Annotated in this window: 23 protein-coding genes; 4 read left to right on the top strand and 19 right to left on the bottom strand. The window is 43.1% G+C overall.

Going from position 1 to position 22009, the window contains the following annotated elements; genetic code table 11:
• Positions 1-64: 64 nt before the first annotated feature.
• Entirely contained in the window at positions 65-1624 is a 1560-nt protein-coding gene (cls, locus tag ACZ5C4_RS08105; protein WP_464520559.1) for a cardiolipin synthase, read from the bottom strand.
• Positions 1625-1824: 200 nt separating this feature from the next.
• Here cls and ACZ5C4_RS08100 point away from each other — a divergent pair, with 200 nt between their 5' ends.
• Positions 1825-2094, top strand: a complete 270-nt coding sequence (locus ACZ5C4_RS08100; RefSeq protein ID WP_464520558.1) for a hypothetical protein — start codon at positions 1825-1827, stop codon at positions 2092-2094.
• Between the two features lie 62 nt (positions 2095-2156).
• Here the strand turns inward: ACZ5C4_RS08100 and pdxR are convergent, their stop codons facing one another.
• Complete coding sequence (gene pdxR / locus ACZ5C4_RS08095) at positions 2157-3572, bottom strand: MocR-like pyridoxine biosynthesis transcription factor PdxR (protein ID WP_464520557.1); 1416 nt, start codon at positions 3570-3572, stop codon at positions 2157-2159.
• A 301-nt stretch (positions 3573-3873) separates the two neighbouring features.
• Positions 3874-5541, bottom strand: a complete 1668-nt coding sequence (locus tag ACZ5C4_RS08090) for a glutamine--tRNA ligase/YqeY domain fusion protein (protein ID WP_464520556.1) — start codon at positions 5539-5541, stop codon at positions 3874-3876.
• A gap of 218 nt (positions 5542-5759) precedes the next feature.
• Between ACZ5C4_RS08090 and ACZ5C4_RS08085 the strand changes: the two genes are divergently transcribed.
• A complete protein-coding gene (locus ACZ5C4_RS08085) occupies positions 5760-7220 on the top strand; it encodes a sodium-dependent transporter (protein WP_464520555.1) in 1461 nt (486 codons plus the stop codon).
• Between the two features lie 421 nt (positions 7221-7641).
• On the opposite strand, the gene ACZ5C4_RS08080 is transcribed toward ACZ5C4_RS08085, so the two are convergent.
• The 8 genes from ACZ5C4_RS08080 to ACZ5C4_RS08045 all read right to left on the bottom strand — a co-directional run bounded on the left by ACZ5C4_RS08080 (position 7642) and on the right by ACZ5C4_RS08045 (position 12317).
• A complete protein-coding gene (locus ACZ5C4_RS08080; protein ID WP_464520554.1) occupies positions 7642-7938 on the bottom strand; it encodes a Dabb family protein in 297 nt (98 codons plus the stop codon).
• Between the two features lie 20 nt (positions 7939-7958).
• Positions 7959-8432: a flavodoxin gene (locus ACZ5C4_RS08075; RefSeq protein ID WP_464520553.1), complete on the bottom strand. Its 474-nt coding sequence runs from the start codon at positions 8430-8432 to the stop codon at positions 7959-7961.
• A 96-nt stretch (positions 8433-8528) separates the two neighbouring features.
• Positions 8529-9041, bottom strand: a complete 513-nt coding sequence (locus ACZ5C4_RS08070; protein WP_464520552.1) for a nitroreductase family protein — start codon at positions 9039-9041, stop codon at positions 8529-8531.
• Positions 9042-9058: 17 nt separating this feature from the next.
• A complete protein-coding gene (locus ACZ5C4_RS08065; RefSeq protein WP_464520551.1) occupies positions 9059-9910 on the bottom strand; it encodes an aldo/keto reductase in 852 nt (283 codons plus the stop codon).
• A 13-nt stretch (positions 9911-9923) separates the two neighbouring features.
• On the bottom strand, positions 9924-10571 hold the full coding sequence (locus ACZ5C4_RS08060) for an aldo/keto reductase (protein WP_464520550.1): 648 nt from the start codon (positions 10569-10571) through the stop codon (positions 9924-9926).
• 10 nt (positions 10572-10581) lie between these two features.
• Entirely contained in the window at positions 10582-10806 is a 225-nt protein-coding gene (locus ACZ5C4_RS08055) for a MerR family transcriptional regulator (RefSeq protein WP_464520549.1), read from the bottom strand.
• A gap of 231 nt (positions 10807-11037) precedes the next feature.
• Positions 11038-11934: a LysR family transcriptional regulator gene (locus ACZ5C4_RS08050; protein WP_464520548.1), complete on the bottom strand. Its 897-nt coding sequence runs from the start codon at positions 11932-11934 to the stop codon at positions 11038-11040.
• A gap of 38 nt (positions 11935-11972) precedes the next feature.
• Positions 11973-12317 carry a winged helix-turn-helix transcriptional regulator gene (locus ACZ5C4_RS08045; RefSeq protein ID WP_464520547.1) on the bottom strand — a complete coding sequence of 115 codons (345 nt, stop codon included), beginning with the start codon at positions 12315-12317 and terminating at the stop codon, positions 11973-11975.
• Between the two features lie 109 nt (positions 12318-12426).
• Here ACZ5C4_RS08045 and ACZ5C4_RS08040 point away from each other — a divergent pair, with 109 nt between their 5' ends.
• Entirely contained in the window at positions 12427-13431 is a 1005-nt protein-coding gene (locus ACZ5C4_RS08040; RefSeq protein ID WP_464520546.1) for an NADH:flavin oxidoreductase, read from the top strand.
• A gap of 147 nt (positions 13432-13578) precedes the next feature.
• Here the strand turns inward: ACZ5C4_RS08040 and ACZ5C4_RS08035 are convergent, their stop codons facing one another.
• Genes ACZ5C4_RS08035 through ACZ5C4_RS08020 form a run of 4 tightly spaced genes read right to left on the bottom strand, consistent with a single transcriptional unit; the run spans position 13579 to position 15895 of the window.
• Positions 13579-13947, bottom strand: a complete 369-nt coding sequence (locus tag ACZ5C4_RS08035; RefSeq protein WP_464520545.1) for a cyclophilin-like fold protein — start codon at positions 13945-13947, stop codon at positions 13579-13581.
• 19 nt (positions 13948-13966) lie between these two features.
• On the bottom strand, positions 13967-14500 hold the full coding sequence (locus ACZ5C4_RS08030) for a flavodoxin family protein (RefSeq protein ID WP_464520544.1): 534 nt from the start codon (positions 14498-14500) through the stop codon (positions 13967-13969).
• A 17-nt stretch (positions 14501-14517) separates the two neighbouring features.
• Positions 14518-15387, bottom strand: coding sequence for an aldo/keto reductase (locus ACZ5C4_RS08025; RefSeq protein WP_464520543.1), 870 nt, complete (start codon positions 15385-15387; stop codon positions 14518-14520).
• Positions 15388-15412: 25 nt separating this feature from the next.
• The gene (locus ACZ5C4_RS08020) at positions 15413-15895 is read right to left on the bottom strand and encodes a cyclophilin-like fold protein (protein WP_464520542.1); all 483 of its coding nucleotides are present in this window, start codon (positions 15893-15895) and stop codon (positions 15413-15415) included.
• Between the two features lie 150 nt (positions 15896-16045).
• Between ACZ5C4_RS08020 and ACZ5C4_RS08015 the strand changes: the two genes are divergently transcribed.
• Positions 16046-16936: a LysR family transcriptional regulator gene (locus tag ACZ5C4_RS08015; RefSeq protein ID WP_464520541.1), complete on the top strand. Its 891-nt coding sequence runs from the start codon at positions 16046-16048 to the stop codon at positions 16934-16936.
• Between the two features lie 106 nt (positions 16937-17042).
• Here the strand turns inward: ACZ5C4_RS08015 and ACZ5C4_RS08010 are convergent, their stop codons facing one another.
• From ACZ5C4_RS08010 to ACZ5C4_RS07995, 4 genes are all read right to left on the bottom strand, one after another.
• A complete protein-coding gene (locus tag ACZ5C4_RS08010) occupies positions 17043-17747 on the bottom strand; it encodes an NUDIX domain-containing protein (RefSeq protein ID WP_464520540.1) in 705 nt (234 codons plus the stop codon).
• A gap of 20 nt (positions 17748-17767) precedes the next feature.
• Complete coding sequence (locus ACZ5C4_RS08005) at positions 17768-18097, bottom strand: hypothetical protein (RefSeq protein ID WP_464520539.1); 330 nt, start codon at positions 18095-18097, stop codon at positions 17768-17770.
• 169 nt (positions 18098-18266) lie between these two features.
• The gene (locus tag ACZ5C4_RS08000; protein ID WP_464520538.1) at positions 18267-20051 is read right to left on the bottom strand and encodes an ABC transporter ATP-binding protein; all 1785 of its coding nucleotides are present in this window, start codon (positions 20049-20051) and stop codon (positions 18267-18269) included.
• Positions 20048-21988 carry an ABC transporter ATP-binding protein gene (locus ACZ5C4_RS07995; RefSeq protein WP_464520537.1) on the bottom strand — a complete coding sequence of 647 codons (1941 nt, stop codon included), beginning with the start codon at positions 21986-21988 and terminating at the stop codon, positions 20048-20050. Before ACZ5C4_RS07995 ends, ACZ5C4_RS08000 begins: the two co-directional genes overlap by 4 nt.
• Positions 21989-22009: the final 21 nt, after the last annotated feature.

The following is a 22009-nucleotide window of genomic DNA, read 5'->3' as shown; positions in this document are numbered from 1 at the left end:
TATAGACGCGTTCTAAAACGCTCCGTCTTGGATACCTTCTTTTTATAAACACCAAATGTTCGGGTTACATCAAGGGCGCAATCAGTCTTAACACCCTTCCGCACAGTTTCATAAATGGATTACACCTACGCACATCCTCTAGCGTCACCAGCTGACATTTTTCAAGCGTCTCTTGAAAATCCTGTTCCACTTTTGCCACTACGGGATTATCATAGACAAAGACACCACATTCGTAATGTAGATACAAGCTCCTGTAATCCAAATTGATAGAGCCTACTGCCGCTGTGTCATCATCAGACACAAAGCTTTTTGCGTGTACAAATCCTGGAGTAAACTCATAAATCTGTACACCGGACTGAATCAAATCTTTGTAAAATGTCTTTGCCACTGCAAACGCATACCACTTATCCGGTATATGCGGCATGATAATGCTGACCTCAATTCCTGTTTTCGCAACATGTGTCAGCGTATCCAGCATCTCATTGTCCAAAATCAGATATGGCGTCATAATGTGCACATACCTTTTGGCGTGGTTTAAAATATGAAAATACACTTCCTCTCCTACATTTTCATGGTCATATGGACTGTCTCCATAAGGAAGCACGAATCCGCTTTCTTTATCAATATACGGTTTCATTTTTGTCAAATATGCTTTATAGTTCTCTGGCCGCGTTTCTGTTACATTCCACATCTGGAGAAAAAGCATCGTCATACTCTGCACCGCGTCTCCTCGGAGCAGGATCGCCGTATCCTTCCAATAGCCAAACCTTTCTTTTTCATTGATGTATTCATCTGCCAGATTCAGACCTCCTGTAAACCCAGTCTTCCCATCTATCACACAGATTTTTCTATGATCCCGATTATTCTGCGTTGTGGAAAGCACAGGACGGATAGGACTGAACATCTTGCATTGAATCCCCAATTTCCTGATTTCTTTTGGATACCCATAAGGCAAAAGGGACATACTGCACATGCCGTCATACATAAATCGAACTTCCACTCCCTGCTTTGCTTTGGACTTTAGAATTTCAAGGATACTGTCCCACATCTTTCCTTCCGCCACAATAAAATACTCCATGAAAATAAATTTTTCCGCTTTTTTCAGCTCCTCCATAAGAACAGGAAACCATGCTTCTCCACTTGGGAAATACTCCATCTGTGTATTCTGATATGTAGGAAAATCTAATTGATATTTCATATAATAGGCAAGATTTGCATCCGCCGGTTTGCTCTCTCTTAAGTTTTCTATAATTTCCGTTCTCTGTTCCATATAAGGATGGGTTTCAAGCCGCAGTTTATTTAAGCGTTTTCCAATATACCTGGTTCCTATCTGGGATTTCACATAGAGATAAAACAGACATCCGAACGCTGGAAAAATTAGTATCAGCAGAACCCATGTCATATTAAACGCCGGATTTCCTCTTTCATTTATAATATAAACAATGACTCCAGCGCCTATGACCGTCGATATTCCGTATACATAAACCGCATATTCATGCAGGATCGTCGCAACTGTAAGCATAAAATACAGCTGAACCAATATCAATGCCAGAATCAGGGCAGTCCGCCCAAATATCACGCTTAAAATTCCCTTTTTTGCCTTTTTCGCAGCCCTGTTTTCCATTTCCTTTTTGCTCCTTTATACGCTGCCCTTTTTGTGTTCCCCTGCTTAACATGGTATCAGTTTAGCACAAATTACTATATTTGCAAAATAAAAGTTATCAAGCCTTGTCTTTATATAAAAAAAGTATTACAATGAATATTGATTTACCTGTCTTTGCTTTTGTAGGCAGGCAGTCATCTGACAGAAAGGAGACCGTTGCATTGAAAAAGTTTTTAAAATGTTTTTTGGTTCTGGCTGCCGTCGGTACTGCAATCGGACTTATTATTGCATATTTCTGTAAGGGAAATTGTTCAGACGACAATTGTTTAGCCGGAGATGATTCTGATTTTACAGAAGATGAGGATTTTGATTTAGATATTGATTTAAAACCGGTTTCTGACAGGGAATATGTTTCACTTCAGAAAAATGAAAAAGAAAATACAGAAGAAGCTTCAAAAGAAAAAGAATCTGATACGCAGAAGGAAGTTTAATATGTCAAAGGCGATGTTACAAATACAGTATTTCTGTCTGTAACATCGCCTTTTATCTGACTTCATTCCCACGCTTCCTTAAGCAGCTTTACAGCCTCCTGTATTTTCTGTTCTCCCATATTCGCATATCCCAGCAGAATAACCGCCTCTTTTTTTCGCATTTGCTCTTCTTTTTCTTTCCTGTCTCCGACAAAATATTCAGAAAGCCCATATACCTTGATTCCCCTTTGCGCCGCTTTTTCTAGCAGTACTGCTTCTTCCACATCTGAAAAATGAAGCAAAAGATGCACTCCTGCATTTTCGCCTGAAATGCTGCATTTTATTTTTGTCTCCTTCAGGCAATTAAGAAGTGTGTCATGTCTGCTTTTATACAGCGCCCTTGTTTTATTCAGATGCCTCTCATAATATCCGTTTTCTATAAATCTCTGCAAAATCAATTGATCGACTTTAGACACTGTGGAATTTAAAAACCGGCATTTCTCTGTATACAGTTCTAAAATCGGTTTTGGCAAAACCATATATCCCATTCGAATTGCCGGAGCAATCGATTTGGAAAATGTCCCTGTATAAATTACTTTCTCATGTACGTCATATCCCTGCAGCGCCGGAATCGGCTTTCCTTTATAGCGGAATTCACTGTCATAGTCATCTTCAATTATATAACGCCCCGCTTCCTCCTCCGCCCATTTTAGCAGCTCCATCCGCCTCTTGATCGGCATAATAATTCCCAAAGGATATTGATGAGAAGGCATGACAAACGCGATATCCGCCTTTGACTTCTTTAATTCTGAAATGCACATGCCTTTTGCATCCATATCTACCGTACAAACCTCATAGGAAAGGTTTTTAAACAGGCGGTATGCCTGTCTGTATGTTGGATTCTCCAACGCTACCTTATGCGCTGTTCCTATGATTGTAGTCAGAAGCATCAAAAGATAGTCATTCCCTGCTCCCACAATAATCTGCTCCGGCTCACAGTTGACCCCTCTTGCCTGATGAAGATAGCTGCCAATCGCACTCCTGAGCCCATATTCACCCTGCGGATCTCCCAGACGAAATAATTCTGCTTTATCATCCCCCAGGCTTTCCCTGGAAAGCTTTCTCCACGCATTATAAGGAAAGCTTCTCAAATCTACTCCATTTGGCGTAAAATCGTAAGTGTACTGTTGCTTTTTCTTTTTCGTCTCTTCTCCTGTTGTTTTTACAGACCGTTTCAGCCTGTACAGCCCTTCCACATCAGAGACAAAATATCCTCTGCATGGCTGCGCTTCTACGTACCCTTCTGACAAAAGCTGCTCATAGGCAAGCTCTACCGTACTTCTGCTCACCTCTAAATACCGGCAAAGCTGTCTTGTAGACGGCAGTCTTTCCCCACTTTTTATTCTCCCTTCTTGTATGTCCTGTTTAATATAAGCATAAATCTGCTCGTATAATGGAGTTTTCGAATCAGGATGTAGATGAATGGTCAGTTCGTTCATATGTATTTTTCCTTTCTAGACCAAGCTACTTTTTAGAACAAAGTGGGCAAGCCCACTTCAACTCCCCTGCCCCTCACTCTTGATGGGCTTGTTCACTTTGCGCGCCGCCGCAATACCGCAAAGCGGTAAAATTTCCTTATTGCGGCGTGCGCATCCCGCCCGAAGGGCTTTTATATCATAAATTAGTCCGAAGGACTTTCCTATGATATAAAAACGAGGCAGGCTGCCCTTCCATCTTAAAGACACCTGCCATTTCATCTCTTAAATCTGCCGATTTTCTTCTTTTATCTTCTCATTTTCACTATTTCGGCAGCTTAAATGAACTTTTTAAAGAGACAATCCTGTTAAATACGAGTGCTTCCGGTACAGAGTCTTTCGCGTCCACACAGTAATACCCGTTTCTTACAAACTGGAAACTGTCATACGCTTTTGTTCCGTCAAAGCTTGGCTCTACATATGCATCTTTTATCACTTTCAAAGAATTTGGATTTAGGTTTAAAGAACCGTCCTCCTTATTATAAACGCCCTTTTCCTCATCAATCAAATTTTCATACAGCCGTACTTCTGCCTTTTTCGCATAAGGAGCCGGCACCCAGTGAATAGTTCCCTTTACCTTTCTGCCGGTAAACCCGCTGCCTGCTTTCGTTTCCGGATCATACGTGCAGTGTACTTCTGTAATATTCCCGTTTTCATCTTTTACGAAGCTTTCACATTTCACAAAATATGCATGCATCAGACGAACCTCGTTTCCCGGGAACAGCCGGAAATATTTCTTTGGGGGCTCCTCCATAAAATCCTCTCTCTCAATGTATAATTCTCTGCAAAACGGAACCTTCCGACTGCCCAGCTCCTCATTCTCCAGATTATTTGCAACATCCAGATACTCTACCTGTCCTTCCGGATAATTGTCAATTACCAGCTTGATCGGATCTAATACTGCCATCATTCTTGGCTTTTTCATCTTCAAATCTTCCCGAATACAGTACTCTAACATCGCATAATCTACAGAGCTCTGGCTTTTGGATACCCCGCACATGTCCACAAACATTTTAATGGATTCAGGTGTAAAGCCCCGCCTTCTAAGTGCGGCGATAGAGACAAGGCGCGGATCATCCCAACCGTCTACGATACCGTCTTCTACCAGCTTTTTAATGTATCTTTTTCCTGTCACTACATTTGTCAAATACAGCTTTGCAAATTCAATCTGCCGCGGAGGATTTTTGAATTCGCATTCCTTTACAACCCAGTCATATAACGGCCTGTGATCTTCGAATTCCAGCGTACATATAGAATGGGTAATTCCCTCAATGGCATCCTCTATCGGATGCGCAAAATCATACATCGGATAAATACACCATGCATCCCCTGTATTGTGGTGGCTCATATGCGCCACACGATAGAGAATCGGATCTCTCATGTTAATATTGGGGGATGCCATATCAATCTTTGCTCTTAAAACTCTTTCTCCGTCCTGAAATTTGCCTTCCTTCATCGCAGTAAAAAGCTCCAGATTTTCTTCTACACTTCGATTTCTGTATGGGCTTTCTTTCCCAGGCTCTGTCAGTGTCCCGCGATACTGTCTAATCTCGTCCGGAGATAAATCACAGACATATGCCTTTCCTTTTTTTATCAGCTTTACTGCACATTCATACATTTTTTCGAAATAACTGGATGCAAAGTACAGATGTTCCTTCCAATCTGCCCCCAGCCATTTAATATCCTCTTTTATGGAATCTACAAACTCCACCTTTTCCTTTGTCGGATTTGTATCGTCAAAACGCATATGGAATTCTCCATTGTACTTCTGTGCCAGCCCATAGTTTAAAAGTATGGACTTTGCATGCCCGATATGAAGATAGCCGTTTGGTTCCGGCGGGAAACGAGTACAGACGTGGTCATAAACACCTTCTGCCAGATCTTTATCTATTTCCTGCTCTATAAAATTTTTTGAAACGGTTTCATTTTCCATAATTTCCTCCTAAATTCGAACTTTTACGCCACTAATCTTACCATAAAAAAAGAGGCTTCACAAGGCCTGTCTTGACCTTTCTTATTGTTTCACTTGATGTTTCTTAATTGTTTTTATTTCCCTTTCTCCCTATCTATGGTATACTGAAGAAGTTACTGCGGTTTTATACTGATGTTTAAAGTTCCTGATTTGTATTTTGATTGGAAAGGACTACTTATATGAAAAGAGAAAAATTCGGTTCCCGTCTCGGGTTCATTCTTGTTTCAGCCGGCTGTGCCATAGGGCTTGGAAATGTGTGGAAATTCCCGTACATGACAGGTAAATACGGCGGCGCTGCATTTATTTTAATTTATCTTTTGTTCCTTATTATCCTTGGCATGCCGATCATTGTCTGTGAATTTAGTGTAGGGCGTGCCAGCCAGAAAAGCATTGCCACCTCCTACAATACATTGGAGCCTCCGCATTCACGCTGGCATCACACCCGCTGGTTTGCAATTGCCGGAAATTATATCCTTGTCATGTTCTATTCCTGCGTCGGCGGATGGATGCTTTATTATTGTTTCCGCATGGCGAAAGGAGAATTTCTGAATGCAAATACAGCGCAAGTGACACAAAAATATGAGGCCATGCTGCAGTCTCCAGGTCTCCTTTTATTCTGGACAGTTGTCGTAGTTCTGATTTCATTTGGAATCTGCAGCATCGGCCTGCAAAAGGGTGTTGAAAAGATCATGAAAATCACCATGCTCTGTCTGCTTGCCATTATGGTCATTCTTGCCGTACGCTCCGTCACCTTATCCGGCTCCGCTGAAGGTCTTAAATTTTATCTTGTACCTGACTTTGAAAGAATGAAGGAAAACGGCATCGGAAACGTTATCTTCGGCGCTATGAGTCAGGCGTTCTTTACCTTGAGTATTGGAATGGGCGGTATGGCAATCTTCGGCAGTTATCTGGACAAATCCCGTTCTCTTACAGGAGAGTCTTTGAGCATTGTTCTTCTTGATACCTTCGTGGCGCTCACCGCAGGCCTGATTGTAATTCCAGCCTGCTTTGCTTTTGGCGTAGAACCGGATGTAGGCCCCGGTCTCGTCTTTGTCACGTTGCCGAATATTTTCGCACAGATGCCCGGAGGCCGTCTATGGGGCGCTTTATTCTTTCTGTTTTTATTTTTCGCTGCCCTCTCCACGATTGTTGGCGTATTTGAAAATATTGTCTCATTTGGAATGGACTTATTCCATTTCACCCGAAAAAAATCTGTGGGAATTAATATCGTATTGATCACTTTGTTAAGTATCCCCTGTATTCTGGGATTCAATCTGTTATCCGGATTTCAGCCCCTCGGAGCAGGCACTACAATCATGGATATGGAAGATTTCCTCGTATCCAACAACATCCTTCCTCTTGGTTCTGTTGTGTATCTGCTCTTCTGTACGCATAAGAATGGCTGGGGGTGGGATAACTTTATCCAAGAAGCAAATTCCGGAGAAGGCTTAAAATTTCCTCAATTTGTCCGCGGTTATATGACCTATGTACTCCCCTGGATTGTTGTCATCATTTACCTGAAAGGATATTATGACATGTTCAGTAAACAAAGTACGTCCGTATTTGTCATATGGATGCTGATTGCCTTCTCCTTCCTGTTTATGATACTGGCTGTCAGCCAAAAAAAGAAAAAAATATAAAGTTAATTGACGAAATAGTTCGCGCAAGAGGGCGTGTATTGCAACGTTCGTCAGGGCTTCGCCGGAATTCCTCACTTTTGCAACACACGCCTTCTTGCACTTACACTTTCGCCAGCTTAAGTTTATAATTTCAGACAGAAAAGAATCGACTTCACGCTGCTACAGACTTCCAGTCAGAAGTTTTTCCTTCGTCTATAGGGAAGTGTTCTCCTATATCCTGCCCCGTATCACATATATATCGCCTTCAAACAGATTCTCTTTAAAGCAAATTGCTGATTTATTTTTTCGACTGTACCTGCGGAACGTAGCTCTGCTAGCTGCCATCTATAAAAATATATTTGGCTTAAACTTTCAGCGTTTGCCAATTTCTTTTTTCATAAATGAAGGGCCGATTTCACATTTAGAAATCAGCCCCTTTTGCCTACATTTCAATCTGCGCCAATACGAAACTGTCGGTACGAAACGCCTCGTCCGCCTTCGCCGCAACCTCTGTATGCGCCTTGCTTGCCATCAACGCCTCGAAGGCCGCCTTATCCTTCAAATCAACAATCATAGTAACCACATTACTCGGGCCTGCTAAGCCCAGATTCCTTGCCGCCGTAATCGCTTCAATCTCCGGCACGCTGTCCTTCATCCCGCGCATTTCAGCCATTTTCTTTTCTACCACTTCATCAGACACACCATCTTTTATCGTACACATAAAAATATGACGAATCATCTTTGTCTCCTCCTGTTTTCTTAAAATTTTTCTGCCCAGCTTTTCAGTTCAGAAGCCTTCGCTCTTGCGCCAAAGCGTTTTCCTTCTTTCAGGTTGGCTCCCTTGCAGGAATCTTTGAGCTCTGCATTGGTGTTTCCCATGCCACTCATACCGGATGTAGCAAAGGGAATGACCGTTTTCCCCGTAAGATCATACTGCTCCAAAAATGTGTTGATAATGGTCGGCGCTACATACCACCAGATCGGGAAACCCACGAAAATCCGGTCATACTGTTCCATATTCTCTACTTTCCCCGCTATCGCCGGCCGGAAGGATTTATCCTCCATCTCCCTGCTGCTTCGGCTTTTTTTGTTCGTCCAGTCCAAATCCGCATTGGTATAAGGCTCTGCCGGACGGATTTCATATAAATCCGCGCCGACTGTCTCTGCTAAAGTATTTGCCAGCTTCGCCGTTATTCCGCTGGCAGAAAAATACGCCACTAAAGTTTTGCTCATTTTAGGTACCTCCTTATAAAGATTAAGCTGTAAAAAGATTCCAGACGAATTGTTTCGCACTACGTGCTCCCACAATTCTGCAAAATATTCGGAATCTTATAAATAAACGACGGTTTCTGAAAGTTCTTTTCTCCGGCTATGCGGGGCAAGGGGCCCTGTTCCTTCCGCGGCATAGCCCAAATCGAGCATCATCAGTACTTCTTCATTTTCCGGCAGTGCAAGCTCCTTTGCCATGACCTCCGGATCAAAGAAATTGATCCAACAACTGTCCACCCCGTTTGCCTGAGCCGCCAGCATCAGGTGGGTCGCTACGATTGTCGCGTCCTCCACGCCGGAATCCCGCTTCTCTCCCGGATAAGTAAATACATTCTCCTTATCATACGCGACCACAAGGACTGTGCCTGCCCCGTAACGGCAAGGCGTTACCTTATCGATTTTCGCCAGCCCTTCCTCTGTCTGAACCACATAGATTTTCTGTTCCTGCAGGTTCTTCGCTGTCGGAGCCAGACGTCCCGCCTCCAAAATTGCGTCCAACTGTTCTTTTTCTACCTGCCGTCCGTCGAACTTCTTGCAGGAATACCGGTTTTTGATTACTTCTGAAAATTCCATTTTTCCTTACCTCCCACTTATAAAATCGTCATAAACCACTCCACCGTCTCCGGTTTCTGGTGATGCAAAAACAAGGTTTCTCCGCCGTCCAACGCTTCGATTGCCTTTATGTCCTCCACGCTCAATGAAAAATCAAACACGTTGAAATTTTCCTCCATGCGCGCTCTGCGAACAGACTTTGGAATCACGACCACACCGCTTTGTACAAGAAAACGCAAAGCAATCTGTGCCGCAGATTTTCCGTACTTTTTGCCGATTACGGTCAAGACGGGATTGGTGAATATATCCATCTTTCCTTCGGCAAACGGCCCCCAGGATTCGATCTGCGCCCCGTATTTCTCCAGAAACGGCCTTGCCGCTTTCTGCTGCTGGAACACATGAGTTTCCACCTGATTGACCATGGGGCGGATCTCGCAGAAATTCGCCAAATCCACAAATCGATCGGGATAAAAATTGCTGACGCCGATTGCCCGCGCTTTTCCCGCTTTATAGGCTTCCTCCATGGCGCGCCATGTGCCGTAATAATCCCCAAAGGGCTGATGAACCAGAAGCAAATCGACATAGTCCGTCCTAAGTTTTTGCAAGGATTCGTCAATGGACGCTTTCGCTTTCTCATATCCCGCATGACGAATCCAGACCTTTGTCGTCAGAAACAGCTCCTCTCTCTTTACCGTTCCTTCTGCGACTGCCTGCGCCACCGCTTCTCCGACACCTTCTTCGTTGTAGTACGCCTGCGCGGTGTCAATAGAACGATAACCCACATCTATCGCGTCCAGTACGCATCTTTTGGTTGCTTCGTTGTCAATCTGATAGACGCCATAGCCAAGTATCGGCATTTGTACGCCGTTTCTTAATGTTACATATTCCATGTCGTTCCCTCCTTTATTTCACTTTGAACCGCGCAAAGAAACTCTCCATCTGCGCCGCGTCCTCGTGATTCATAAAAATATTTTCCCCGCGGGCGAACGGCGCCCACGCTTCTATATGCGCCCCATATTTTTCCATGAAACTCCTGTCGTTTCTGTGCTGTTGGAACACATGGGTTTCGAGCTGATTGACCATGGGTTTTATCTCGCTGAAAAGCGCCAAATCCAGAAAGCGGTCTGCATAAAAATTGCTGACGCCGATTGCCCGTACTTTTCCGTTTTTATACGCCTCCTCCATGGCCCGCCATGTGCCGTAGTAATCGTTAAATGCCTGATGAATCAACAGCAAATCGATATAATCGGTTTTCAGCTTCTGTAAGGATTCCTCAATGGACTGTTTCGCCTTTTCATAGCCCGCGTTCATAATCCACACTTTTGTGGTAAGGAATAAGTCCCCGCGTTTTACCTTTCCTGCGGCAATCGCCTTGCTGACCGCCTCTCCCACGCCTTCCTCGTTGTAATAGGCCTGCGCCGTATCAATGGCGCGGTATCCCACTTCAATCGCGTCGGACACACAGCGCTCACATTCCTGCGGACTAATCAGGAAACAGCCGTAGCCAAGCATTGGTATCCTTACCCCATTGCTTAACGTAATGTACTCCATAAAAAACCTCCTAATCTTTCTTCCTTATTTCACTTCTCATAATATCCATTTCCATAATGTTCTGCTCCAGACTATGAATCTGCTCCAAAGTTTCCTTCCGCTTATCGCCCAACATCCGTAACCGTTCTAAATTTGAACACTCTCCGGCGGCAAGTAACTTAAAGTAATAGTGAATTTCTTCTTCGGAAAACCCTATTTCCCGGAGCCGGCATCTTAGTGTCTCCTCTGTTTCCATCACGCCTCCTCTCATCAAAGCGAACACGCCTGCTTCAGCTTCCCGTCCGGCAGGACTTTTTTCTCAAGGAACAAAGATTCCTGCGAAAGAAAAAAACTGTATGTGTACTCCCTTTTGTTTTGTACACATACAGTATAAAAGAACGACATAAGAATGTAAAATGCTTATATTCATACAACCGTCATTCGTTTTTTGCATTTCAATCTTCCGCCATAAACACTCGTAAAATACTTAGCGAAATCCCTTTCCTTCCTCCTGCGCCTTTTGTTCCTGTAAAAATTGAAGAAAGGTTCTCGTCGCCCGAGAAACGACCCGTCCTCTTTTCCACGCCAGCGTTGACCCGACGGATAACTCCGGATCAAGAGGCAAAAATTTCATATCGTCATAATGGCAATCCTGCTCCAGACAGATCACCGCACCTTTTCTTTCACGGGCAACAATCACCGCATTGTGCAGTACATTATAATTTGCGCTGAAATCCATATCCTTGGCAAACTCTCCCGACCATTCTTTCAATTCTGTATGCGCGGGCGTATTGATATGGATAGTAAAGACCAAAGTTCCGACTAAATCACCGGGATATATTGCCGCCTGCTCTGCAAGAGGAGCCTCTTTATGAATCAGGACACCCCACCGTTCTTTTGTCTGCATGGGCAGAGTCTCATACTTCTCCAGTCCAAAGGGTTGTAAAAACAGTCCGATATCCAGCGTTCCCTGTTCCATGCGCTCCTGTATTTCTTCATTGGAACCGCTGTACAGCTCAAATTTCACTTTCGGGAAGCGCTCCTGAAAAACGGTCATATTTTTCGCAAGCTCCCGTACGCTTTTCAGTTCATTACAGCCAATGGAAATAATCCCCGACAGCGTATCCTCATTTTGCGTGACTTCGCTTTTTGCCTTTTCCGCAAGGGACACAATGTCCTGCGCTCTCCTGCGAAATAACATTCCTTCATTTGTGAGTATCACACTGTGATTGGTGCGCTCAAACAGCTTTGTACCAAGTTCTTCCTCCAACTGCATAAGCTGTCTGGAAAGCGTCGGCTGTGTTACATGGAGAAGGCCCGCCGCCTTTGTGATGTTTTCCTCCCTTGCAACCATGAGGAAGTACTCTAAAACACGAATATCCATAAGAATCCCCTTCTTTCTTTATCGTATATATTTGTTTCTCATTCCCAATCAGCAGGCATATGCTCCATTCCCCATTTACAAAAGGATTGTAAAATCGGCATCATACTTTTTCCCATGTCAGAAAGAGCATATTCCACCTTAGGAGGAACTTGGGGATATTCCGTACGGATAATAATTCCACTTTCTTCTAATTCTTTTAACTGACTGCTAAGCATTTTATGCGTTACTTTCCCTAATAAACGCTTTAATTCACTGTATCGGAGTATTTCTTTTTTCCATAACCAAAACAATATGTGCATTTTCCACTTTCCATTTATCAGTGAAATCGCGTATGCAAATGGTTTGACATTTATATTTTCTTTTGTACATTCTTTCTGTCCCATTATATCACTCTCCTTTTTGATAGTATCTATGAAAAAAGTGCGTTCTTTCCTTTTCTGAATCATGCAGTATAATAATAACAGATATGGATGATTGCGTAAAGGAGACGATATGATGGGTTTATTAAATACACCAATTCAAGTCAAAGATTTCGTAATTAAAAACCGCTTGGTTATGCCGCCTATGGCAACTGCCAAAGCAAGTCCGGCCGGAAAGGTGACAAACGAACTTTGTGAATACTACGAAGAAAAATCCAAGGGAGGCTATTTCGGCCTCATTATAACAGAACACAGTTTCATATCCAGGCAGGGAAAAGCTCACAAAGGGCAGGTTTCTATTTCCATGGACAGCGATATAAAAGAGCTGGAAAAAATCGTATCTGTCATTCACAATCACAATACGAAAGTATTTGCACAAATCAATCATGCCGGAGGCGCAACCCAAAAAGAAATAACGGGTTTCGACCTTTTAAGCGCCAGCGCCGTACCTCTGCCCGCTGGAAGAACGAATATGTTTTTGCCAAAAGAAATGACACAAAGTGATATTGATAAAGTGATTGCTGATTTTGCAGAGGGCGCATTCAGAGCCAAAAGCGCCGGATATGACGGTGTGGAAATTCATTCAGCACACGGCTATTTATTAAATCAGTTTTTTTCTCCACTCACAAATAAAAGAACCGATAAATATAGCGGCGCAACCCTTCAGGGAAGAATGGAATTACATCTGGAAATTATTCATGCTGTTCGGAAACGAGTAGGAAATTCCTATCCGATTGCTTTGCGGCTGGGAGCCTGCGATTATATGGAAGGCGGTATCACTATCGAAGACAGTATTGCCGCATGTAAAGAATTTGAAAAGGCCGGAATTGACCTATTAGATATTTCAGGCGGTTTTTGTTCTTATATCTCTCCCAAAACAAAGCGACAGGGATATTTTAGCGAACTTTCCGAACCAATCAAAAAAGCAGTTCATATTCCGGTCATCCTTACGGGTGGAATTACTACGAAAGAAGCGGCAGAAGAATTATTACAGACAGAAAAAGCCGATATGATAGGAATAGGACGAGCCATACTAAGAAATTCTGATTTGGCAAAACAGATCATTCTGTCATTATAAAGACAAATGATTGATACCAAAGATAATTACATAAAATGCCTCTTGGGGAACGCTTCCGCCAAGAAGCATTTTTTCCTTATCTTTTACATTTTAAATGAAAGACTTTCTCTGAAAGTAAGTAAAATTTCAAAACATACGTCTAACCTCCTAATTTTTCATTTCCTCTTCATCCCATGTTAAAGTTACTTTGATGTTCCCTTTTCCAAGAATTTTTTTCAGTTCTGCCTCTGATACCCCTTGAACCTTTCCGATCTTCGTGAAATTCCAAGTGTTTGGAGCATAATAGATGACCAGCAGATTTCCCTCTGACAAAATAACATCTCCTGCAGAAGTTGTAATGTATTTATCATTTTTCGGCAGATGCACTCCAAAATCACCGAATTTCTCCATATGTGCATAGTCTTTCATTTCCATAGTCACAGGTTCTTTTTGCAGTAATTCTTTTACCGCTTCTGCAGAACTATTTTCACACATCTTGACTTTCAACACTGCTCCATGAACTTCTATATTCAACATTGCTTTCACTCCCCTGTCCTTACAGTGATTTCCCAAGAGCATACGCTGCTTTCATATGCTCTGTCTTTTTGGTCAGCTCCGGCGTACCACAGCCAGTTCCCAAAATCATTCCACAATCTTCAAAATTCATATAACGGCATAACTTCTGATAATGCTGTGCTGTATAAGGCATTACATCCTCGTCAGAATCCCATGCCGCAGTGATCAATGCTGTTTTCAAATGCTTGCCGGACAACACCGTTGTATAGCTATAAAACCGATCCACTGCCATTTTTAGCTGAGCTGACATTCCAAAATAATAAATAGGAGTAACAAACACTGCCATATCTGCATGAAGCAAAGCCTCCCTGACAACCGCATTGTCATCTTTAAAAACGCACGTTCCATTCATGCCGCAATGACCACAGCCCATACATGGATGTATATCCATGTGTGCTACATCAAGTACAGAAATCATGTGTCCAGCCTCCTCTGCACCCTTGATAAACTGCTCTGCCAGTAAATTTGATGAGCCCTTTTTATGTGGACTTCCTTCCAAGATTGTAATCTTCATTTCATACCTCCCCATTTCTATAAACTCGTCAGCACCGGATTATTCAGATAATCATATACTCTTTTTACTTCGCTCGGTTTCAATGTGTCCAACATGGACGGACAATTCTTATCCAAAATACAAATCCTTTCCATATCTTCTTCATCCAGTTCAAAATCCCAGATATTCAGATTTTCTTCCATTCTCTCCTTATGGACAGATTTGGGAATAACAATCACTTGATTTTGTACATTCCACCTGAGAATCACCTGTGCGACTGTCTTTCCATGCTTTTCTGCAATCTCTGTCAAAATCGGCTCCGTAAACATTCCCTTTAACCCTTCCGTAAACGGCGCCCATGCCTGAGGCTGTACGCCAAGCTTTCTCATTACTTCCAGATGCTCTGCCCGCTGATAATGAGGATGCCTTTCAATCTGGTTTACCGCCGGAATCACTTCTACGTTATAGCATAAGTCCATAAGACGATCCGGAAGGAAATTGCTTACGCCAATGGCACGGATTCTCCCTGCTTTATACAACTCCTCCATTGCCCGCCATGAGCCATAATAATCGCCAAGAGGCATATGAATCAGATAAAGGTCTAAATATTCCACCCCAAGGGCCTTTAGGGACTCTTCAAACGCCTTCATCGTATTGTCATATCCCATCTGTTGGATATACGCTTTTGTAGTGATAAAAAGCTCCTCCCGGGGAACATTGCTCCTCTGGATTGCCCTGCCGACAGCCTCCTCGTTCTGATAAGAACTTGCTGTATCAATCAAGCGATACCCGCAATCCAGCGCATCCGAAACAGCCTGCTCACACAATGCCAAATCTGATACCTGGAAAACTCCGAAACCTTCCATAGGCATTTCTACCCCGTTGTTTAATTTCATATTTTTTATCATGGTCTTACCTTCCTAAATTTAATTTTTATTCCACAACTTCCACTATGATTGTACCTTGCAAATTCTCTATATTCTCCTTACCAGAAACCACTTCGCCCAACTCATATAAACTGTTTCCTGTTCCAAAATAGTCGTAAAACATTACCACATCCGCCCACGGTGCATAATAGGCCAAAGTTCCTTTATCCGCATTTGCTACTGGCGTATCTGTCACATCCAGTTCCTTTGGCGGGTAAAAAGTTTTCTCATTTGTACTAAAATCTTTTACCTCTAATGTAAGCGGGAGTTGTTCATACAATCCTTTTGCCGCCGTACTGTCATTTAATTGGTAAACAATTTCATATTCCTCATTCGTCACTCTGATTTTCATTGTTTCTGCCCTTTCTCTTAATGCTGTACTCTGTTTCTCTGTACGGTTTTCATTGTTTAATTCAGAGCCGCATCCAGCAAGCCCCATGACTAAAGCCAAAACCACAACGCATAAGCCTTTCACTCTCTCACCTTCCATTTACTTTTGATTTCTCGTTTCTTCTGTTTTTATCATATACGAAGCTCAATAAAATAACAAACAGTTGTTAATAATGAACTATTATCGTTGACAGGAATGATAGGTGAGATATAATTAAGATGAATCCAACAGCAGATATGAGGTGAACTAATGATAGAAACCAGACTTTTACACTATTTTTTAGCAATCACCCGAGAAGAAAATATAACAAAAGCCGCCGAGACATTATTCATAACCCAATCCACGCTCTCAAAACAGATGATGGATCTGGAAAAACAACTGGGAAAACAACTTTTTATCCGCGGTAAACGTAAATTGACTTTAACAGAAGAAGGGCTTTTTCTGCGTGACCGCGCCAGAGAAATTTTACAATTATTGGACAATACAGAAGAAGCTTTCCACATGGATAAAAAAGATTTAAGCGGAAATATTATGATCGGCTGCGGCGAAACTGTTGCCATGGACTATATCGCCCAAATATTTTCAGAATTTCATATACAGCATCCCCATGTAAAAATACGCCTTCACAGCGGGGATGCGGACACAGTATTAGAACGTCTTGATAAAGGACTTATTGATATGGGACTTTTACTCGGTCCAATCCGACAGGAAAAATATAATTACTTAAACATTCATCAAAAAGATGTATTTGGACTTCTAATGCCAAAGGATTGCGAACTGGCCTCTCAGGAGGTAGTCAATATTGACCAATTAAAAACTCTGCCTGTCATTTTAGCAGAACAGACATTTTCCGGACATCAGGAACTAGAATGGTTCGGCGCAGATTATTCTGTAATGAATGTTGTTGGAACTTATAACCTGATTTATAATGCTACCTTTCTAGTAGAACACGGCGTTGGTTATGCCCTTTGTCTTGATCGGCTTGTAAACACCGAAGGAAGAAATCTGTCCTTCCGCCGAATTGTTCCCGAACTTTCTGTAGAACTTTATATCGTAACGAAAAAATATCAGACCTTTTCTCCTGCGGTGAAAATATTTCTGAACAAATTACAGGCGTATGTAGATGAAGCCCCGCTTTAACGGGGCTTTTTATCAGCTCTGACCTCTATTCAACATAACAAGAATCTTATTGCTTTTGATATAACATAATAAGGCTAAACAGCCAATTTAGTTTAACACATTCAATTTAACTTTCTATTCGTTGTTTTAATATCAACAATGCCTGTACAATAATAGCCGCATGATCTACGGCAATTTCTCCCTGTTCTTTGACATAAAGCTTTTGTTCACGAATGAGTCCTGTTCTCTCTTTTTTTTCTACAACTGCCGTTGTTTTTCTTTCCTGTTCTTTATTTTCTAATTGAAGAAGATATTCTGTCTGGCTCCATCCGTCCTTTTCAATATGTTCTGTTTCTTTTAACCCGATTTCCCACCACAGAGCAGCCGCGGCGTCGTCCCCTGCCTGCACCTTCACCTCTGTTTTCTTTACCAGCGCCATATAGGCAGTTGTTATTACCCTTGCTCTCGGATCTCTGTTGTAATTCCCCCAGGTGCCTATCTGCTCCATAGAAATTCCTTGTACTCCTGTTTCTTCCTCTAATTCCCTGCGTACCGTATCGTCTAAATTTTCCTGCAAATTGATAAACCCGCCTGGAAGCGCCCAAAAGCCGATGCTTGGATGATTCTTACGTTTCACAAGCAGAAGATTTAATTCCTCTACATTCTTTATCTGTTCCCCTTCATAAGCAAACACCACTGCATCCGCTGTACAGCTGGGCGTCTTATATTTATATGGATTATAGGCTTTCAGAAATTCTTCCAGCGTCTGTCCACTCTCATTTTTTTCTCCAGTCCCATAAAATGCAGAAATATCCTTTAAAAATGCCGGCATATGAAACTCCTCTCTTTCTCCTACTTGAAAAATTTTCCTACTTTCTCCGTAAGACTTATAAAATAAGCGATTTCCTCCCTGTTCTTTTCCTCTGCTTCCAGTAAAATACAATAGTCAGGAATCCCCGTCAGCTTGTCGTTGGCGGCAGACCAATCTCTTACTAATACTTTGCCTAGCCCTTCTGTATCCTCTAGCTTGAAGTGCATTCCTATCTCAATATTGTTTTTCATCGCATCCAGGAAACGACAGAAATACGGTCTTTTGGCCTTCTTACTTTGTTTCAGAAAAACGAGCATTTCTTTCAGTGCGTCGCAAAGCGGCGCTAATTCTTCTCTTTGCGGTACTCTCATACATTTTCTCTATATCTGTACTGGTTCTACACCTCAAACTCTTAGTATTCAGTATACCACATATTTCTGACATTTTATCGTATTGTAAAAAATCGTTGCATTTTTATTATGTTTCCTTTTAACTGCATTCACAGCCGCCTCGGCTGCCTCCTTACAATACACGCATTGCTTATTCTTTTCCCTTTATTTTCCATCCTTCAGCAAAAATCTGCAAATTCCACAGTTTTGCGTACAAGCCATTTCGGGCAAGAAGCTGTTCATGGGTACCTTGCTCCACAATCCGACCTTGCTCCAGCACAAGAATAGTATCGGCCCCTATCACTGTTTTCAGGCGATGGGCAATCACAACAACCGTACGACCTTGCACAAGACGGCTGATTGCCTGTTGAATTTCCGCCTCATTTTCGGGATCAAGGGATGAAGTTGCCTCATCAAGCAAAACAATCGGTGCGTTTTTCAATATTGCCCGCGCAATAGAGATTCTCTGCTTTTCACCGCCGGAAAGCGTGGAACCGCCCTCGCCAATCATTGTGTCAAAGCCCTCCGGCATTTTCATAATGAAATCATAGCAGTTTGCAAGGCGGGCCGCATTTTCAATTTCCTCTTGAGTAGCGTCCTCTTTTCCGTAGCGGATGTTATTTGCCACACTGTCCTGGAACAAATACACTTCCTGGAAAACCATAGAAATGTTTTTCATCAATTTTTCAGGCTCCATTTCCTTTTCATCAGAACCGCCAAGCAATACTCTGCCGGACGTAGGGTCGTAGAAACGGGCAATCAGCCGCAGCATTGTACTTTTGCCTGAACCGGACGGCCCTACAATGGCAGTCATGGTTCCTGGTTCCAGCCGGACGCTTACATCATGCAAAACCTCTTTTTCACCGCGTCCCGGCACGCCTTCGCTTTTGTTTTCAGCGAGATTCGCCTTGTAACTAAAGCTCACATGTTCGAAACAAATTTCATGTCCTTTCGGGGTATCGCCGCTGCCTGTCATTTCCGGTTCGTTCAGCAGGGTACAAATCCGTTCTCCCGACATACTGCACATCATCAGTTCTGAATAATTCATAACGGCAACAGTCAGTGGGTCAAACACACGGGTTCCCACCAGTAGAAACAAAGCAAACTCCGGCACCGTCAATGTACCGCCGTCAACAAGAAATACGCCAACTACTGTCATAAGAGGTAAACCGCAGCGAAGAAACGCCGCCGCAACCAGATTCAGAGGGCCAATTTTCCCCTCCACCTTGATACAAGCATCCCTGTAGTCTGTACAAGCCTTTTTTAGTTTTTCAAAATTTGTCCCCTGCATATTGTAGGACTTAATAATACGCATCCCATACAGATACTCTTGAAGCTTTCCCGCCTGATTCACTCTCGCTTGTGAAAGCTGCGTATCCAGCCGCCTTTCCAATCCCTTCATTCCAAACATAATAAGAAGCGAGACAGGAAAGCCCGCAAACATGGCAAGTCCCATGCGCCAGTCTACAGCCAGCAGAGCGCCGGAGGCAATCAACGCCATAATTGCTCCGCTGATAATCTGCGGCAGGATGTGCGTCATAGCAGATTCGGTTCGGGAAAAGTCATTCATCATGGTATTTCCAATTTCGCCGGATTTTCGGCTCATAAGAAAGCCCAACGGCAGCCGGCGGATGTGTTCGGCCAACTGAATCCGGCCGTTGGCGGACGCCATAAAACCATCCCTGTACGTTAATTTGCAGGCAATATTCTCAAAAATCCATGTAACAGCAAAACAAATCAGCATAACAGCCCATGCCGCCCACAGAGAATTGCCGTTTGGTGTCCCGCTTACAAAATACTTATAGATCTGACCGACAATATAAGCCAGACACAAAAATGGCAGTAAGTTTGACAGATTTGCAAGGGCGTTCCAAAATACCGGCTTTAATAATCGTTTTGGTTCATTACAGGTAATAGCATTCAGCAATTGTTTCATTCTTCCGCAATCTCCTTTCTGTCTTTTTTACCGGATGGCACAGGCGTGTCCTCCTGAGGATTTCTGTCCCGAATGCTCCATGTATCCGAGTTGACGCCCGCCTCCCACATAGAAGCGTACAGCCCTTGCCTCTTCAAGAGTTCCTCGTGTGTGCCGTATTCCTTAACCTGCCCCTTATCTATCACTAAAATTTGGTTGGCATTGCAAATTGTTTTCAGCCTGTGGGCAATCATAATCACTGTCTTATTCTGTATCAGAGAGCTTAACGCGATCTGTATTTCATGTTCGTTCTCGGCGTCTGTATAGGCGCTGGCCTCATCCAAAATCAAGATGGGTGCATTTTTCAGAATTGCTCTTGCAATAGACACACGCTGCTGCTCTCCACCAGACAGATATACGCCGCAGTCACCGATTTTCGTCTGGTAGCCATTCGGGAGCGCCATAATAAAATCATGGCACCTGGCAGCTTTGGCAGCCTGTTCTACCTGCTCTTGCGTGGCATCCGTTTTTCCAAATGCGATATTGTTAAAAATCGTGTCTGAAAATAAAAAGCTCTCCTGAAACACAAATGACATTTGCTCCGTTAAATCATAAACCGACATATCCTTAATATTGACGCCGCCAATTTCAATACTGCCAGCCGTCACATCCCAAAAACGAGGGATTAGCTCTGCAATCGTAGACTTTCCTGCACCGGACGGGCCGACAAGCGCAGTAATCTCTCCTTGTCTGGCGGAGAAGGAAACATTGTCAAGAATTTTCCGTCCCTCTTTTTCGTATGAAAAGGACACATTATGGAAAGAAATATCGAAGTCCGCCGAGGTTTTACTCCGCCGGTTCAGATCTTCTCCCTGCCCTGACGGACTTTCCTTATATGACGATTCTGCCAGCGGTTTTTCGTTCAACACTTCCTCCACACGCTTTACACCCTCGGTAATGACATTCATGCTCTCGGAAAAACTGCGCAGCTTTAAGGTTGGCGCGGCTGCTCCGGGTCCTAAAATCAAGAAAAACAAAAACGTCACCATAAATGATACATCATCTGGATTTCGTAAAAACAGAAGCAGACCGACAGGTACAATAAAAGTAGCCGCAGACAGTACAAACATCCGAAAGAGAACAAAACCGGGCCGAATTACTTCGGTCATTTTGGCAGTGAAGTCTCGATAGCTGATAATATCGTCGTAGAACTTCCGAAAGGATTTTACGGTCTGTCCAAATATTTTAATGGAAGGCATCCCTTGTACATATTGGATAGAAGAAGAACTGATTTTTTCCAGTGCGTCAAAATTTTCTTTTAAACCGCCGCTTTTTAAAATTTTTAACATCACTGCAAGCTGGCAGATAAAGCCGACTGCTATTGGAATCAGACACGCCAGCGCCAGCCAGACATTTTGGGAAAACATGATGATAAACATAGTAAGCAGCATAACAAGGGTGCTTACAAAATCCGGCAGCTGATGGGCCAGAAAGGTTTCAATCTGTTCCACATCTGCGTCCAAAACCTGTTTTGTTTTTCCGATGGAATGTTTGGTAACATACCCCATCGGAAGTCTGCCGATATGCTCCGCTACTTTCAAACGGACGCCGCAGATTACGCGGTATGCAAAGGTATGGGCCATCATACCACCAGCGTAAGCCAACCCATACCCGACGAGCAGACCAGATAGCCCATACAGAGCCCAGCGAATCATAAATGCTGTGTTTAGTGCTGCGCCGGTAGCTGTATGGCGCAAAAGCTCCGCCATTACCTGATAGACGGACAGAAACGGAACCAATTGAAACAGTGTTCCGAGTACGGAAAAAAGAACACTGGCCGCAAAAGATGTATTCTTTTCACCGGAAATTTCCAACAGTCGGGGAATCCCCTGTTTCGACTTCTCCTCTTTTTTGCCGGAGGGCGTAGAGGTATCCCATGTGATTTCATTTTGCTTCATCTTTCAAACCTCACTTTTCTT

It is taken from the genome of Mediterraneibacter flintii (genome assembly GCF_055387595.1).
This window is presented reverse-complemented; position numbering and strand designations above follow the sequence as displayed.